We start from the raw sequence: 14,890 nt of genomic DNA on the forward strand, positions 1-14,890 counted from the left end.
ACACTGGGCGGGTGAGCAGCACGACACCCCGGTTCGCGGCCCTGGCCGGCATCGCCGCCGCTGCGGCGGCCATCGGCACCGCCGAAGTGGTTGCCGCCCTGACCGGCCCCCGATCGTCGCCGCTCGTCGCGGTCGGCGGTCTCGTCGTGGACACCGCCCCCGAGCCGGTCAAGCGGTTCGGCATCGAGGTCTTCGGCACGTACGACAAGATCGCCCTGCTGGTCGGCACGGCGCTGCTGCTCGGCGGCTTCGCCGCCCTGATCGGCATGCTGGCCGCCCGGCGGCTGACGGTGGGCCTGGCCGGCATCGTCGTCTTCGGTGGGATCGGCGCGGCGGCGGCCCTGACCCGGGCCGGCGCGGACGCCGCCGACGTGCTGCCGTCGCTGCTCGGAGCGGTGGTCGGCGGGGTGGCGCTCTGGGCGTTCGTCGCCGGCCCGCTGGAACTCGACCCCTGGCCGTGGGCCCCACCGACGCCGTCCGGCAGTCCGTCGGTCCCGGGAAGCCCGCCGGCCTCCGGCGGCCCATCGGACCCCGCAGGTCCGGGGCGGCGGGTCGACCCGGACTCGCGGCGGCGGTTCCTCACCGGCGTCGGGACCGTGCTCGGGGTGGCTGCCGTCGGGGGAGTGGCGGGCCGGTGGCTGGCCGGCCGTCAGGGCGTGTCGGCCGCCCGCGAGGCGATCACGCTGCCGGCCCCGGTTTCCGCCGCACCGCCGGTGCCGGCCGGCGCTGACCTGGCCCAGCCCGGGCTGGCCAGTTACGTCACGTCGAACCGTAGCTTCTACCGGATCGACACCGCGCTCGTGGTGCCGCAGGTCGATCCCGCGACCTGGCAGTTGCGCATTCACGGCCGGGTCCGCAACCCGGTCACGCTGAGCTACGCCGATCTGCTCGCCCGGCCCATGGTGGAGCGGTACGTCACGCTGGCCTGCGTCTCGAACGAGGTCGGCGGCGACCTGATCGGCAACGCGCGCTGGCTCGGCGTGCCGATCCGGGAACTGCTCGACGAGGTGGGGCCGCTGGACGGCGCCGACCAGGTGGTCGGGCGTTCGGTGGACGGTTGGACCTGTGGCACCCCGACGGCCGCGTTGCGCGACGGGCGGGACGCCCTGCTCGCGGTCGGCATGAACGGCGAGCCGCTGCCGGTGCAGCACGGCTTCCCGGTCCGGATGGTGGTGCCGGGCCTGTACGGCTACGTGTCGGCCTGCAAGTGGATCACCGAGCTGGAGCTGACCAGTTTCGCGGACTTCGACGCGTACTGGGTGCCCCGGGGGTGGTCGGCGCAGGGGCCGATCAAGACGCAGTCGCGGATCGACACACCCCGCCCGCGCAACCGCCCGGCCGCCGGCCCGGTGACTGTCGCCGGCGTCGCCTGGGCACAGCACCGGGGCATCGAGCGCGTCGAGGTACGCGTCGACGAAGGGCCCTGGCAGGAGGCCCAACTGGCGCCGACCGTCTCGGTGGACACCTGGGTGCAGTGGTCGTGGCAGTGGCCGGCGACCCCGGGCGAGCACACCCTCCAGGTGCGGGCGACGGACAGCACCGGCGAGACGCAGACCGCCCAACGGCAGGACGTCGCCCCCGACGGCGCGACCGGCTGGCATTCCGTCACCCTCACCGTCACCTGACCCCGAGGTACCGGCGCTCCGGTACCGGCCGGGAGTGGCGGGAGTGGCGGGAGTGTGCGGACAGCGCGACGCCGCGTCCCTCTGGTCGGGACGCGGCGTCGGTGGTGCGGTCTGGTCAGGCGACGTTGCGCTGGATGGGCACCGTCGACCGGTGCGAGCTGCCCAGCCGGGCCTCCAGGCGGTTGATGTCGACGCGGGTCTGGCGGCGGTCGGCGAGATCCTCCCAGCCGACCGCGAGCAGTCGCAGCCGCTCGGACTCGCTGAAGCCGCCCCAGACGCCGTACGGCTCGCGTACCGCCAGGGCGTGCGCGGCGCACTCGGCGCGGACCGGGCAGGCCCGGCAGACGGCCTTGGCGGAGGATTCCCGGCGGAGTCGGGACGAGCCGCGCTCACCGTCGGGATGGAAGAACTGGGCGCTGTCGCGGCCCCGGCAGGCGCCGAGCCGCTGCCAGTCCCAGAGGTCGATGATGGGTCCGGGCAGTCTACGTACGTTCGACATCAGCACCCCTCCTCTCGCGCGGCACCGCGAGACAGCTTGTGGCCGGTTGTCCGGGCGGCGGGCCGCGCAGGCGCACCGTTCCCGGCCTGGCCACTCCCTACCCGGGCGTCTCTCGCCTCACACGTCTTTGATCCAAAACATCTGGCAGATTGCGGCATATGCCCTATCTGTCGGAAAAGTTGGGAGGATTGCCCGGAACCTCCTCCCGACCGGGGCTGGTCATGGTCTGCTCGTCAGCGGAGAGGAGATGCCTGTGCGTACCGTTCTCGTGTGCGTTCGAACGCCGCTCGCGGCGCAGCACCTGACCTCCGCGGCAGCGCGGTTGGGATTGTCGGGTGCCGTCCGGACGGCGGTCTCCGACCCCGAGGTGATGTTGCGGTTGGCCGAACGTCCGGCCGATGTGGTGCTCGCCGACACCGCGCTCACCCGCCCCGACAGCGTCGGCTTCGTCCGCCGGGTGCTGGCCCGCGCTCCGCAGGCCGCTGTCCTGCTGCTCGGCGCCGAGGAGTCCGAGGCGGCGGCGGCGACCATCGGTGCCGGGGCCCGCGGGCTGATCCAGGGGGTCGACCAGGATCTGACCAGCGCCGTCGCCAAGGCGCTGCTGCTGCTGGCCGCGCCCGGTCGGACCAACCGGCACCGGATCGCTGATCCGGCCCGGGACGCCGCGGCGGTCGGCAGCCCGGCCCGGCCGGCCCCCGGTGGTCGTACCGGCGGCGAGGCGCCCACCGCCTGGCCGGGTTCGGACGCGGCGGGCGGCCCGGCGGTGGTGCCGGTGCAGCGTGGCGACGACCCCGCCGAACCGGGTGCCGAGCCCGAACCGGGCAAGCCCACATCGCCACCCAGAACCAACCGGTCCGCGATCGGCCTCACCGAGCGGGAACTACAGGTGCTGCTCGGCATGGCCGAGGGCAAGAGCAACGCCGAGATCGGTCGGGAACTGTTCGTCTCCGAGGACACCGTGAAGACCCACGCCCGCCGGCTGTTCCGCAAGCTCGGTGCCCGCGATCGGGCGCACGCCGTGGCCGCCGGCTTCCGGGCCGGTCTGGTCGCGTAGCAACCCGGCCGGTTCGGCCCGGCCGATTCCGCCGGCCGGACCGGCCCGGCCGGTCGAGCCGAGCGGGCCAGTCCGCCTAGCTGCGCTTCCGGTGCCGGGTCAGCGGCCCGAGCCGGGCTCGTCCTCGGTGCCTTCGCTGAGGGTGTCGTGCACGCCGTCGGCGTAACCCCGCGCGTAGTCCCAGGTGACGTAGTGGTCGGGGTCGGGATCGTAGGCCGGCTCGTGCACCCGTGGGCGCCCGGAGCTGAGCAGGTGCCGCAGGTTTCCCCGGAGCAGGTCCCAGTCGAAGTAGTGCGGTTCCCGGCAGTCCTCACACTCGATGACCAGCCCGCGTACGCCGATCGGCGCGAGCAGGGCCTGGTAGATCTCCAGGTCGGCGAGATCCTCCAGCACGTCCTGGCGCTCGACGTCGGTCAGTGGGTCCAGCGGCGCGTCGTCGTCGGGGGCCTCCAGGTCGGCCGCCGGATCGGTCGGGTCGCCGGTGAACGGGTCGATGGGATCGTCGTGCACCCCCTCACCGTAGTCCCCTGCCACCGCTGACGCGTGTCCCCCGGTCGCGCGAGCCGTCACCGGGGCGGGCACCGCGCGGTTCAGGAGGAGAAAGCTTCAGTGGGTACGATGAGGCTGACACCCTCGCCCGGCGTTCGCCGGTGCCCCCGTGCCACCTCGCTGAAGCCCGGTTCGAGCAGCTCAGGAGAGCAATCGTGGAGAATTCGCCCCGTACCGACCTTCCCGCCGGCGTCGAGGGCGGCGAGTTGGGTGGCCATCTGCCCGAGCTGCCCGCCGGTTCGGCCCGGGTGGTGCCGCTGGGGCTGACCTTCGACGACGTGCTGCTCCAGCCGGGTGAGTCCGACGTGGTGCCGAGCCGGGTGAACACGATCACTCAGTTGACCCGTAACGTCTCGCTCTCCATCCCGCTGCTGTCCAGCGCGATGGACACGGTCACCGAGGCCCGGATGGCGATCGCGATGGCCCGCCAGGGCGGCATCGGCGTGCTGCACCGCAACCTCTCGGTGGAGGACCAGGCGCTCCAGGTCGACCTGGTCAAGCGCTCCGAGTCGGGCATGATCACCAACCCGGTGACCGCGAGCCCGGACGACACCCTCCGCGAGGTCGACCAGCTCTGCGGGCGCTACCGCATCTCGGGTGTGCCGGTGGTGGACGCCCAGGGGCAGCTGGTGGGCATCGTCACCAACCGGGACATGCGCTTCGTCTCCGACCCGGCCGTGCCGGTCCGCGAGATCATGACCAAGGCGCCGCTGGTCACCGCCCCGGTCGGGGTGAGCAAGGACGAGGCGCTCGGCCTGCTGCGCCAGCACAAGGTCGAGAAGCTGCCGATCGTCGACGGCTCGGGCAAGCTGCGCGGGTTGATCACCGTGAAGGACTTCACCAAGAGCGAGCAGTACCCGAGCGCCACCAAGGACGAGGCGGGGCGGCTGCGGGTGGCGGCGGCCATCGGTGTCGGCGAGGACGCGTACAAGCGCGCCCGGGCACTTGTCGACGCCGGCGTCGACGTCATCATCGTGGACACCGCCCACGGTCACCAGCGCGCGGTGCTGGAGATGGTCAGCCGGCTCAAGAAGGACGTCGCCGTCGACATCGTCGGCGGCAACGTGGCGACCTACGCCGGTGCGCGGGCGCTTGTCGAGGCCGGCGCCGACGGGGTGAAGGTAGGTGTCGGCCCGGGCGCGATCTGCACCACCCGGATCGTGGCGGGCGTCGGTGTTCCGCAGATCACGGCGATCATGGAGGCCACCCGGGCGGCCCGTCCGGCCGGCGTGCCGGTCATCGGTGACGGTGGCATCCAGTATTCCGGCGACATCGCCAAGGCACTTGTCGCCGGCGCGGACACGGTGATGCTCGGCAGCCTGCTGGCCGGTTGCGAGGAGAGCCCCGGTGAGCTGATCTTCGTCAACGGCAAGCAGTTCAAGACGTACCGCGGCATGGGCTCGCTCGGCGCGATGCAGTCCCGTGGGCAGGCCAAGTCGTACTCCAAGGACCGCTACTTCCAGCAGGACGTGACAAGCGACGAGAAGTTGGTCCCGGAGGGCGTCGAGGGTCAGGTGCCGTACCGTGGGCCGTTGGCCCGGGTGGCCCACCAGTTGGTCGGCGGCCTGCGGTTGGCGATGGGGTACGCGGGTGCGGAGAACATCCCCGAGCTGCACCAGCGGGGTCAGCTCATCCGGATCACCGCGGCCGGGCTCAAGGAGAGCCACCCGCACGACATCCAGATGACCGTCGAAGCCCCCAACTACCACACCCGCTGACCCCTCCCCCCACCCCCGAAGACATCTGGAGTGCCCCATGCGTGACGTGGTCGAGATCGGGCTGGGCAAGACCGCGCAGCGCGGCTACCACTTGGACGACATCGCCATCGTGCCGTCCCGCCGGACGCGGGACGTCGACGACGTCTCCACCGGGTGGCAGCTGGACGCGTACCAGTTCGGCATCCCGTGCGTCGGGCACCCCTCCGACGCGACGATGAGCCCGGCCTCGGCCGTCCGGCTCGGTCAGCTCGGCGGGCTCGGCGTACTCAACGTCGAAGGGCTGTGGACCCGTTACGAGAACCCGAGCAAGGTGCTTGAGGAACTCGGCGGCCTCGACGAGGACGCCCGCGCCACCAAACGGCTCCAGGAGGTGTACGCCGAGCCGATCCGGCCGGATCTGATCACCGAGCGGGTCCGTGAGCTGCGCGACGGTGGCGGCACCGTGGCGGTGCGCGTGTCACCGCAGCACACGCTGGCGCTGGCACCTGTCATCCTCGACGCGGGCGTCGACATCCTGGTCATCCAGGGCACCATCGTCTCGGCCGAGCACGTCTCGACCACCGACGAGCCGCTCAACCTCAAGGAGTTCATCGCCGACCTCGACCTCCCGGTCATCGTCGGCGGCTGCACCGACTACAAGACGGCCCTGCACCTGATGCGCACCGGCGCAGCCGGCGTGATCATCGGTATCGGTGGGGACGAGTGGTCCACCACCGAGTCGGTGCTCGGCATCCGGGTACCGATGGCCACCGCGATCGCTGACGCCGCCGCAGCCCGCCGCGACTACCTCGACGAGACCGGCGGGCGGTACGTGCACCTCATCGCCGACGGCGACATCCGGACCTCCGGCGACATCGCCAAGGCCCTCGGCTGCGGCGCGGACGCGGTGATGCTGGGCGAGCCGTTGTCGCTGTGCGAGGAGGCGCCGGCCGGCGGGTCCTGGTGGCACTCGGCGGCCAGCCACCCGTCGCTGCCCCGCGGCGCCTTCGAGACCGCCGGTGAGCCCCTCGGCTCGATGGAGCGTCTTCTCTTCGGCCCCGCCGACGAACCGGACGGCCAGCTCAACCTCTTCGGCGGCCTGCGTCGTGCCATGGCCAAGTGCGGCTACCGCGACCTCAAGGAGTTCCAGAAGGTCGGCCTCGTCCTGGACCGCTGAGCCGATCATGCAGTTGTGGCACCCGGTTGGTTGGGTGATGCCCGGTTCGCCACGTGCCACAACTCCATGATCGACGGACCGGGCGGCAGTAGGCTCGGGCTGGTGAGCAGCAGGGTTGGCAGGTGGTGGGGGGCCGGTGCGGCGGCGCTGGTCGCGGCCGTGGTGGCGGCGGTCGTACTGGTCAGCGGCATCGGGGGTCGGGACGCGGCGACGCCGGGCGGATTCCGGGCGGGCAGCGTCGATCTCGGCGACCCGTACGTGCCGGGCAGCGGCAACGGCGGCTACGACGTGGCCCACTACCGGCTCGTGGTGCGCTACGACCCGGCTGATGACCGGCTCACCGGCAGCGCCGAGATCACCGCGACCGCCACCCATGCGCTGTCCCGATTCAACCTGGACCTGTCCGGGCTGGAGGTCAGCTCGGTGACAGTGGACGGTGCCTCGGCCGAGCACCGGCGGGACGACGGCGAACTGGTGGTCACCCCGGCCCGGGGGCTCGACTCCGGTAGCCGGTTCACCGTGGAGGTCGACTACGGCGGTGTGCCCGAGGCGGACGCCGACGGCGTGCTGGGCAGTGGCGGCTTCCAGCACACCGACGACGGCGCGATCGCCCTCGGCCAACCGCACTCGGCGGCCACCTGGTTCCCGGTCAACGACCATCCGTCGGACAAGGCAACCTACGACCTTCAGGTGACAGTCCCGGACGGGCTCGCCGCGCTCAGCAACGGGGTGCCCGGGGAGCGGACCAGCGCCGACGGCTGGACCACCTGGCGCTGGGCCGAGCGCTCGCCGATGGCGAGCTACCTCACCACGCTGGTGATCGGCGACTACCGGGTGCAGACCGGCGAGCACGCCGGCAAGCCCATCGTCACCGCCGTACCTGACGGAGCGCGGACGACCGGGCCGGCGGCGACCTCCCTGGCCCGCACCGGCGAGATCGCCGACTTCCTGACCACCCGCTTCGGGCCGTACCCCTTCGAGTCGTACGGCGGCGTGGTGGTCTCCGACGGCCGGATCGGATACGCGCTGGAGACCCAGTCCCGGCCGGTCTACGGGCCGGGGTTCTTCCGGGGCGGCGAGCCGAACTACAGCGTGGTCGCCCACGAGCTGGCCCACCAGTGGTTCGGCAACAGTGTGGCGCTGGCCCGCTGGGGCGACATCTGGCTCAACGAGGGCTTCGCCAGCTACGCCGAGTGGCTGTGGGAGGAACACGACGGCGGGCGCAGCGCCCAGCGCCACTTCGAGATCCAGTACGCGGCCACCGACTGGTCCCGGCGTACCCTCGACCCCGGCCCCGGCCAGATGTTCAGCACCGCCGTCTACAAGCGCGGGGCGCTCACCGTGCACGCGTTGCGGCGTACCGTCGGCGACGACGCCTTCTTCGAGATGCTGCGGACGTGGACCAGCGAGCGTCGGGACGGCACCGCCACCACCGACGACTTCGTCGCCCTGGCCGAACGGGTCTCCGGCCGCGACCTGGGCCCGTTCTTCGACGCCTGGCTGACCGGCACCGCCGCACCCACCCGGCCCTGACCGGCACCGCCGCACCCGCTGTCCTGATTGGGCATCGCCGTGCGCGTCCTGCCTGACGGGCGTCTCGTCCGCCCGGCCGCCGTCGGCCGGAGAACGGCTCGCGGCCACCGCCCGAACGACGTTCTTCCAGTGATCATTCGATCGGTAGGCTGCGGCCTGCGATCGGACTGTCGGTCGCGCGGGCCGGCCGTCGGCCGGTCACGTGTCACGGGGAGGAACGAGCGATGACAGGTGTGCGGACGCACCTTCGGCGGAGCGTGGCTCTGCTGCTGGTGGGGACGTTGGGGCTGACCGGCTGTGATTCGGCCGCCCCGGAGGAGGCGGAGCCGAGCACGGCGACGCCGAGCGAGTCGGCGACACCGCCACCGGACTTCCAACCGGGTGCCGCGGGAGCCGGGGATCCGTACTTCCCGAGTTACGGCAACGGCGGCTACGACGTTGCCGGCTACACGGTGAAGGTCCGCTACGACCCGGCGAAGGACCAGCTGAGCGGCGTCACCACGGTCCAGGCGAAGGCGACGGCCGATCTGTCGTCGTTCAACCTCGACCTGGCGCACCTGAAGGTCAGCCAGGTCACCGTGGACGGTGCACCTGCGCAACACCGGCAGGAGAAGAACGAACTGGTCGTCGCTCCAGCGGATGGGCTGGTGTCCGGCCGGGACTTCACCGCCGAGATCACCTACGCGGGCAAGCCGAAGTCACTGAAGAACCAGGCGGTCGGTGAGGGTGGTTGGCTGCACACCAGCGACGGCGCGATCGCACTCGGCCAGCCCGAGTCGGCAAGCACCTGGTTCCCGGTCAACGACCACCCGTCGGACAAAGCCACCTACCGGTTCGAGATCACCGTCCCGGACGGGCTGACCGCGATCAGCAACGGCGTTCCGGGCGGCAAGACCAGCACCGCCGGCTGGACCACCTGGCGCTGGGCCGAGAACACGCCGATGGCCAGCTACCTGAGCATGGTGACGATCGGAAAGTTCCGGATCAAAGAGGGCAGCCACAAGGGACGGCCGGTGTTCAACGCGGTCACCACGAAGGTGTCCAAGGGCGCGGCGGACGCCTCGATGGCCAAGACCCTCAAGGTGGCCGACTACCTGGAAACCGTCTTCGGCCCGTACCCGGTCGAGGCGTACGGCGGTGTGGTCGTCTCGGACGAGCGGATCCGGTACGCGTTGGAGACGCAGAGCCGGTCGGTCTACTCGGCCGGCTTCTTCCGGCGGGGCGAGAACACCGGAGTGGTCGCGCACGAGGTCGCCCACCAGTGGTTCGGCAACAGCGTGGCGTTGAGCCGGTGGCAGGACATCTGGCTCAACGAGGGTCTGTCGTCGTACGCCGAATGGTTGTGGGCCGAGCACACCGACGAGTTCACCGCGAAGGAGGCGTTCGACATCCGGATGGCGCGGGTGCCGGCGGAGGTCTGGCGTACGCCGCCGGGCAAGCCGGGGGTGAAGAACATGTTCAGCGAGTCGGTCTACCAGCGCGGCGCGATGACGGTGCACGCCCTGCGGGTGTCCGTCGGCGACAAGGCGTTCTTCGAGATCCTCAAGACCTGGGCGCGGGAGAAGCGCGACGCCAACGGCACCACTGAGGACTTCGTGGCGCTGGCGGAGCGGATCTCCGGTGAGAAGCTGGACAAGCTCTTCGACGCCTGGCTCTACGGCAAGAAGAAGCCGGCCGCGCCGAAGCGTCTCTAGAACCTTTCCGCCACCGGGCGAGGCGTTCCATCGCCCGGTGGCGGGGGCCCGGTCAGCTCTTCACCTTCAGTTTCGGATTGTCGGCCAGGAAGGCGTCGGCTTTGCCAGCGCGCAGCTGGGTGAGGAAACGGCGGCCGACGGCTGTCAGCTCCTCGCCCCGGTAGGCGTTGCCCCGACCCACCGATGCTCCGGGCAGCCCGACCAGCGTGACCGCCTGCGGCGACAACGAGCCCAGGGCGTACGCGAAGTCCACGATCCGCCGGCCGCCGACGTAGAGCAGCGCGTCGTCGAGCGCCGTGACCACCTGTTCGACCCGCTCGGGCTGCCGGGCCAGATCCTGGTCGAGGATCTTCCCGATCAGCGCCCGGATCAGCTGCTGGTGGTGGCGTTGCCGGGCGTAGTCACCACCGGGCAGGTAGCGCTGGCGGGCGTAGTCGAGGGCCTGCCATCCGTTGAGGTGACGCTCGCCGGGCTCGTAGACCATCTGTGGCCCGACGTAGCCGCCCACGCCCGGGCCCGGCTTTCGGTGCTTGCCGTCGGGTTGCCGGTGCCGCGACACGACCCGCTGGTCGACGCGGATGTCCACGCCACCCAGGCTGTCGACCAGCTCGTCGAAGCCGCCGAAGGTGAGCACCGCGCCCGCGTCGATGCGCAGGCCCGTGTAGTCGCTGACCGTACGGCGCAGCAATTCGTACCCCTGGGCGGCGTCGGGTCGCTTGGGGCGGCCCGGCACCCGGCTGCCGTAGCTCATCGCATGGGTGAGCTTGGTCCGCCCGCCCGGGTAGCCGGCCGGCTTGTAGGCCGGGATGTCCACCACCAGATCGCGGGGCAGGGAGAAGAGGTACGCCTGCGACAGCCCCGCCGGCACGTGCAGCACGAGTACGGCGTCGGCGTGCGGCTCCCAGTCGGGCACACTCACCCGGGTGTCCACTCCGACCAGTAGCAGGTTGAGCGGGCCGGTGATGTCGGCACCCGGCGGCGGGCTCGGGCTCGGGCTGGGGCTCGGGCTGGGCGACTCGCTCGGGCCGCCGGTGGCGGCGGTCGGTGTCCGGCGGTCGTCGCTGCCGGTACGCGCCATCACCACGCCGATCACCGCGACCACCACAAGTGTGACCAGGCCGGCCAGCACCAACGTCAACCGTTTCCGGTCTGCTCCGAGCATCATCCCCCGCCTCCTTAGGGCGTCTGTCGAATCCCTGCCCGCCTGCGACGCCGCCTGCGACCGCCTGCGACGCCGCTCGGCTCGACGGAGAACTTCGACACCCGCCCTGGGTCGATATCGGTCCAACGCGCTGAACCGGGCTCGTGGTTGCGTCCCGAACGGGCGAGACTGACGCGGTGCGGAGCATGATCGCGCGGATTCAGGTCCTGGCGCGAGAGCTACTCGCAAGTAATGATGCGTTCATGCGGTACGACGTGGTGGTCATCGGGTCGGGCTTCGGCGGCAGCGTCGCCGCGTTGCGGCTGGCCGAGAAGGGCTACTCGGTCGGCGTACTGGAGGCGGGCCGGCGGTTCGCCGACGACGAGTTCCCGCAGACGTCGTGGCGGCTGCGTCGCTTCCTCTGGGCACCGCGGCTGGGTTGTTTCGGCCTCCAGCGCATCACCCTGCTCCGGGCAGCCCACCGGCGAGCCGGCGGCGGTGTGCTGGTGCTGTCCGGAGCCGGCGTCGGTGGTGGTTCGCTGGTGTACGCCAACACTCTCTACGAGCCCCTGGACGCCTTCTACGACGACCCGCAGTGGCGGCACCTGACCGACTGGCGGGCCGAGCTGGCCCCCCACTACGAACAGGCCAAACGGATGCTCGGGGTGACCACGTACCCGATCGCCACCGGGGCGGACCAGGCGATGCGGCAGGTCGCCGAGCGGATGGGAGTGGGGCACACCTTCCACGCCACCCCGGTCGGCGTGCACCTCGGACGGCCGGGGGAGCGGGTCGCCGATCCCTACTTCGGCGGGGCCGGCCCGGAGCGTACCGGCTGCACCCACTGCGGCGCCTGCATGACCGGCTGCCGTGTCGGCGCGAAGAACACGCTTGTCAAGAACTATCTCTGGTTGGCCGAACGGCTCGGCGTGCGGGTACATCCGCTGACCACGGTGACCTCGGTCCGGCCGGTCGACGGCGGGTACCAGGTGCACGCCGAGCGCACCGGCACCTGGCTGCGCCGCAGGTCGCAGGTGATCCACGCCGACCAGGTGATCTTCGCCGCCGGTGCGCTGGGCACCCAGCGGCTGCTGCACGAGATGCGGGAACAGCGGCACCTGCCCAACCTCTCGTCCCGGCTCGGCGAGCTGACCCGGACCAACTCGGAGGCGATCCTGGGTGCCTCCGTACCGCGCCGGCGGGCCCGGGAGCGTGGGTTGGACTTCACCGAGGGAGTGGCCATCACCAGCTCGTTCCACCCGGATCCGCAGACCCACATCGAGCCGGTCCGCTACGGCCGGGGCTCCAACGCGATGGGGCTGCTCCAGTCGGTGCTTGTCGACGGCGGGCCGCACCGGCTGCGCCGGTGGCTCGGGCAGCTGCTCCGGCAGCCCCGGGTGGCCGCCCGGCTGCTCTCCGTCCGACGCTGGTCGGAGCGTACGGTGATCGCCCTGGTGATGCAGTCGACCGACAACTCGCTGACCCTTCGGCTGCGGGGCCGCCGGCTCGTCTCCCGCCCGGGCCACGGCCGCCCCAACCCGACCTGGATCCCGGCCGGCAACGAGGCGGTCCGGCTGCTCGCCGAGGAGATCGACGGTACGCCGGGCGGCGCGCTGACCGAGCCGTTCGACATCCCGGTGACCGCGCACATCCTGGGCGGTGCGGTGATCGGCGCCACCGCCGCCGATGGCGTGATCGACCCCTACCACCGGGTGCACGGTCATCCCGGCCTGCACGTCGTCGACGGTGCCGCCGTCTCGGCCAACCTGGGCGTCAACCCGTCGCTCACCATCACCGCCCAGGCCGAGCGCGCTCTGTCCCTCTGGCCCAACAAGGGCGACCCCGACCCCCGCCCCGCCCCCGGCTCCCCGTACCGCCGCCTCGCCCCGATCGCCCCACACCACCCCGCCGTCCCCCCCACACGCCCCCGCCGCCCTCCACCACCCCTGACGGGGGTGTGTCGACGGGGGGCGGTGGGCAAGGGAGGGCGGGGTGGGGGCGGGGGGAGGGGGCGTCACGCTGGGTAGGATTGCCGGCTATGAGCCTGCCGCGTCCTGTCCTCGTGGTCGACTTCGGAGCCCAGTACGCCCAGCTGATCGCCCGCCGGGTACGCGAGGCGAAGGTCTACTCCGAGATCGTTCCGCACACCACGCCCGTGGCCGAGATGCTGGCCCGCGATCCCGCCGCGATCATCCTCTCCGGTGGCCCGGCCAGCGTCTACGAGCCGGGCGCCCCGCAGGTCGACGACGGGCTGTTCACCGCAGGCGTGCCGGTCTTCGGCATCTGCTACGGGTTCCAGGCGATGGCCCGCTCCCTCGGCGGCACGGTGGCGCGCACCGGCAGCCGCGAGTACGGCGGCACCCCGCTGCGTCCCCGCCTGCTCGAACCCGGCGTACTGCTCCGTGACCTGCCGGCCGACCTGCCGGTCTGGATGAGTCACGGCGACTGCGTGACCGAGGCCCCGGAGGGCTTCACGGTGACCGCCGAGTCGGCGGGTGCGCCGGTCGCCGCGTTCGAGGACGTCACCGGCCGACGGGCGGGCGTGCAGTTCCACCCGGAGGTGGGGCACACCGCGTACGGGCAGGAGATGCTGACCCGCTTCCTCTACGAGATCGCCGGGATCGAGCCGACCTGGACAGCCGAGAACATCATCGACGAGCAGGTGACCCGGATCCGCGATCAGGTCGGCGACAAGGAGGTCATCTGCGGCCTGAGCGGCGGGGTGGACTCAGCGGTCGCCGCCGCGCTTGTGCACAAGGCCGTCGGCGACCAGCTCACCTGCGTCTTCGTCGACCACGGGCTGCTGCGGGCGGGCGAGGCCGAGCAGGTGGAGAAGGACTACGTCGCGGCGACCGGCATCAAGCTGAAGGTGGTCGACGCGGCCGACCGGTTCCTCGGCGCGCTGGCCGGGGTGACCGACCCGGAGCAGAAGCGAAAGATCATCGGGCGGGAGTTCATCCGGGTCTTCGAGGCCGCCGCCCGGGAGATCGCCTCGCACGGTGACGTCGAGTTTCTGGTGCAGGGCACCCTCTACCCCGATGTGGTCGAGTCCGGCGGGGGCACCGGTACCGCCAACATCAAGAGCCACCACAACGTCGGCGGATTGCCCGAGGATCTGAAGTTCGCCCTGGTCGAGCCGCTGCGCACGCTGTTCAAGGACGAGGTCCGTACGCTCGGCCTCCAGCTCGGGCTGCCCGAGGCAATGGTCTGGCGGCACCCGTTCCCGGGCCCCGGCCTGGCCATCCGGATCATCGGGGCGGTCGACCGGGAGCGGCTCGACGTGCTCCGCCGGGCCGACTTCATCGCCCGCCAGGAACTCAGCGCCGCCGGTCTCGACCGGGACGTCTGGCAGTTCCCGGTGGTGCTGCTGGCCGACGTCCGCAGCGTCGGGGTGCAGGGTGACGGGCGCAGCTACGGGCATCCCGTGGTGCTGCGCCCGGTTTCCAGCGAGGACGCGATGACCGCCGACTGGTCCCGGCTGCCCTACGACGTGATCGCCCGGATCTCCACCCGGATCACCAACGAGGTGGCCGAGGTGAACCGGGTGGTGCTGGACGTCACCAGCAAGCCCCCGGGCACCATCGAGTGGGAGTGACGCCGTACCCCGTCGTGGTGCGCTGACGGTGTCTCAGGCCGGCGGCTGAGGTGCCGGTCGCGGCGTCGGTTCCGGCGTCGCCCCGGCCTCTGACGTGGTGTCCGGATGCGCCGCCTCGGCGTCGGCCGTCGCCGGGCCGTCCGCGGGCTGCGTCGGCAACTCGTCGGGACGCGTGGGTGTGGCCTCCGGTCGGGCCGACGGACCTTCGGGGCGGGCCGGGCCGATGTCGGCAGGTGCCGACGGCTCGGGTCGTGCGGGCGGAGCGTCGGGGTGCGGGGTCGGCGATGCGGGCGGGTTGGCTGCCGGCGGCCAGGTGGTCGGTGCCG

10 protein-coding genes and 1 pseudogene are annotated in these 14,890 nt (G+C 71.9%); 8 read left to right on the forward strand and 3 right to left on the reverse strand.

All coding sequences use genetic code 11. The features are described from left to right. Positions 1 to 11: 11 nt before the first annotated feature. Positions 12 to 1,625 carry a molybdopterin-dependent oxidoreductase gene (locus O7624_RS20060; RefSeq protein ID WP_282236874.1) on the forward strand — a complete coding sequence of 538 codons (1,614 nt, stop codon included), beginning with the start codon at positions 12 to 14 and terminating at the stop codon, positions 1,623 to 1,625. A gap of 115 nt (positions 1,626 to 1,740) precedes the next feature. Here O7624_RS20060 and O7624_RS20065 read toward each other — a convergent pair whose 3' ends face one another. Beyond that, complete coding sequence (locus tag O7624_RS20065; protein ID WP_093405453.1) at positions 1,741 to 2,124, reverse strand: WhiB family transcriptional regulator; 384 nt, start codon at positions 2,122 to 2,124, stop codon at positions 1,741 to 1,743. 253 nt (positions 2,125 to 2,377) lie between these two features. Here O7624_RS20065 and O7624_RS20070 point away from each other — a divergent pair, with 253 nt between their 5' ends. After that, positions 2,378 to 3,178, forward strand: a complete 801-nt coding sequence (locus tag O7624_RS20070) for a response regulator transcription factor (RefSeq protein ID WP_282236875.1) — start codon at positions 2,378 to 2,380, stop codon at positions 3,176 to 3,178. Positions 3,179 to 3,277: 99 nt separating this feature from the next. On the opposite strand, the gene O7624_RS20075 is transcribed toward O7624_RS20070, so the two are convergent. Next, positions 3,278 to 3,688 carry a DUF5319 domain-containing protein gene (locus tag O7624_RS20075; protein WP_093405456.1) on the reverse strand — a complete coding sequence of 137 codons (411 nt, stop codon included), beginning with the start codon at positions 3,686 to 3,688 and terminating at the stop codon, positions 3,278 to 3,280. 194 nt (positions 3,689 to 3,882) lie between these two features. On the opposite strand from O7624_RS20075, the gene guaB reads away from it, so the two are divergent. From guaB to O7624_RS20095, 4 genes are all read left to right on the forward strand, one after another. After that, positions 3,883 to 5,445, forward strand: a complete 1,563-nt coding sequence (gene guaB, locus O7624_RS20080) for an IMP dehydrogenase (protein ID WP_282236876.1) — start codon at positions 3,883 to 3,885, stop codon at positions 5,443 to 5,445. A gap of 37 nt (positions 5,446 to 5,482) precedes the next feature. After that, the gene (locus O7624_RS20085) at positions 5,483 to 6,601 is read left to right on the forward strand and encodes a GuaB3 family IMP dehydrogenase-related protein (protein ID WP_093404935.1); all 1,119 of its coding nucleotides are present in this window, start codon (positions 5,483 to 5,485) and stop codon (positions 6,599 to 6,601) included. Between the two features lie 159 nt (positions 6,602 to 6,760). Beyond that, positions 6,761 to 8,134: a M1 family metallopeptidase gene (locus tag O7624_RS20090; RefSeq protein ID WP_282240685.1), complete on the forward strand. Its 1,374-nt coding sequence runs from the start codon at positions 6,761 to 6,763 to the stop codon at positions 8,132 to 8,134. A 224-nt stretch (positions 8,135 to 8,358) separates the two neighbouring features. Then, positions 8,359 to 9,828, forward strand: a complete 1,470-nt coding sequence (locus tag O7624_RS20095; RefSeq protein ID WP_282236877.1) for a M1 family metallopeptidase — start codon at positions 8,359 to 8,361, stop codon at positions 9,826 to 9,828. Between the two features lie 52 nt (positions 9,829 to 9,880). On the opposite strand, the gene O7624_RS20100 is transcribed toward O7624_RS20095, so the two are convergent. Then, positions 9,881 to 10,993, reverse strand: a complete 1,113-nt coding sequence (locus O7624_RS20100) for an LCP family protein (protein ID WP_282236878.1) — start codon at positions 10,991 to 10,993, stop codon at positions 9,881 to 9,883. Positions 10,994 to 11,232: 239 nt separating this feature from the next. Between O7624_RS20100 and O7624_RS20105 the strand changes: the two are divergent. Next, a pseudogene (locus O7624_RS20105) lies at positions 11,233 to 12,885 on the forward strand (GMC family oxidoreductase); the annotation flags it as partial. A 122-nt stretch (positions 12,886 to 13,007) separates the two neighbouring features. After that, positions 13,008 to 14,564: a glutamine-hydrolyzing GMP synthase gene (gene guaA, locus O7624_RS20110; protein WP_282236879.1), complete on the forward strand. Its 1,557-nt coding sequence runs from the start codon at positions 13,008 to 13,010 to the stop codon at positions 14,562 to 14,564. Positions 14,565 to 14,890 lie beyond the last annotated feature (326 nt).

Origin of the sequence: Verrucosispora sp. WMMD1129 (genome assembly GCF_029581255.1) — a bacterium.
Lineage (GTDB): Bacteria > Actinomycetota > Actinomycetes > Mycobacteriales > Micromonosporaceae > Micromonospora > Micromonospora sediminimaris.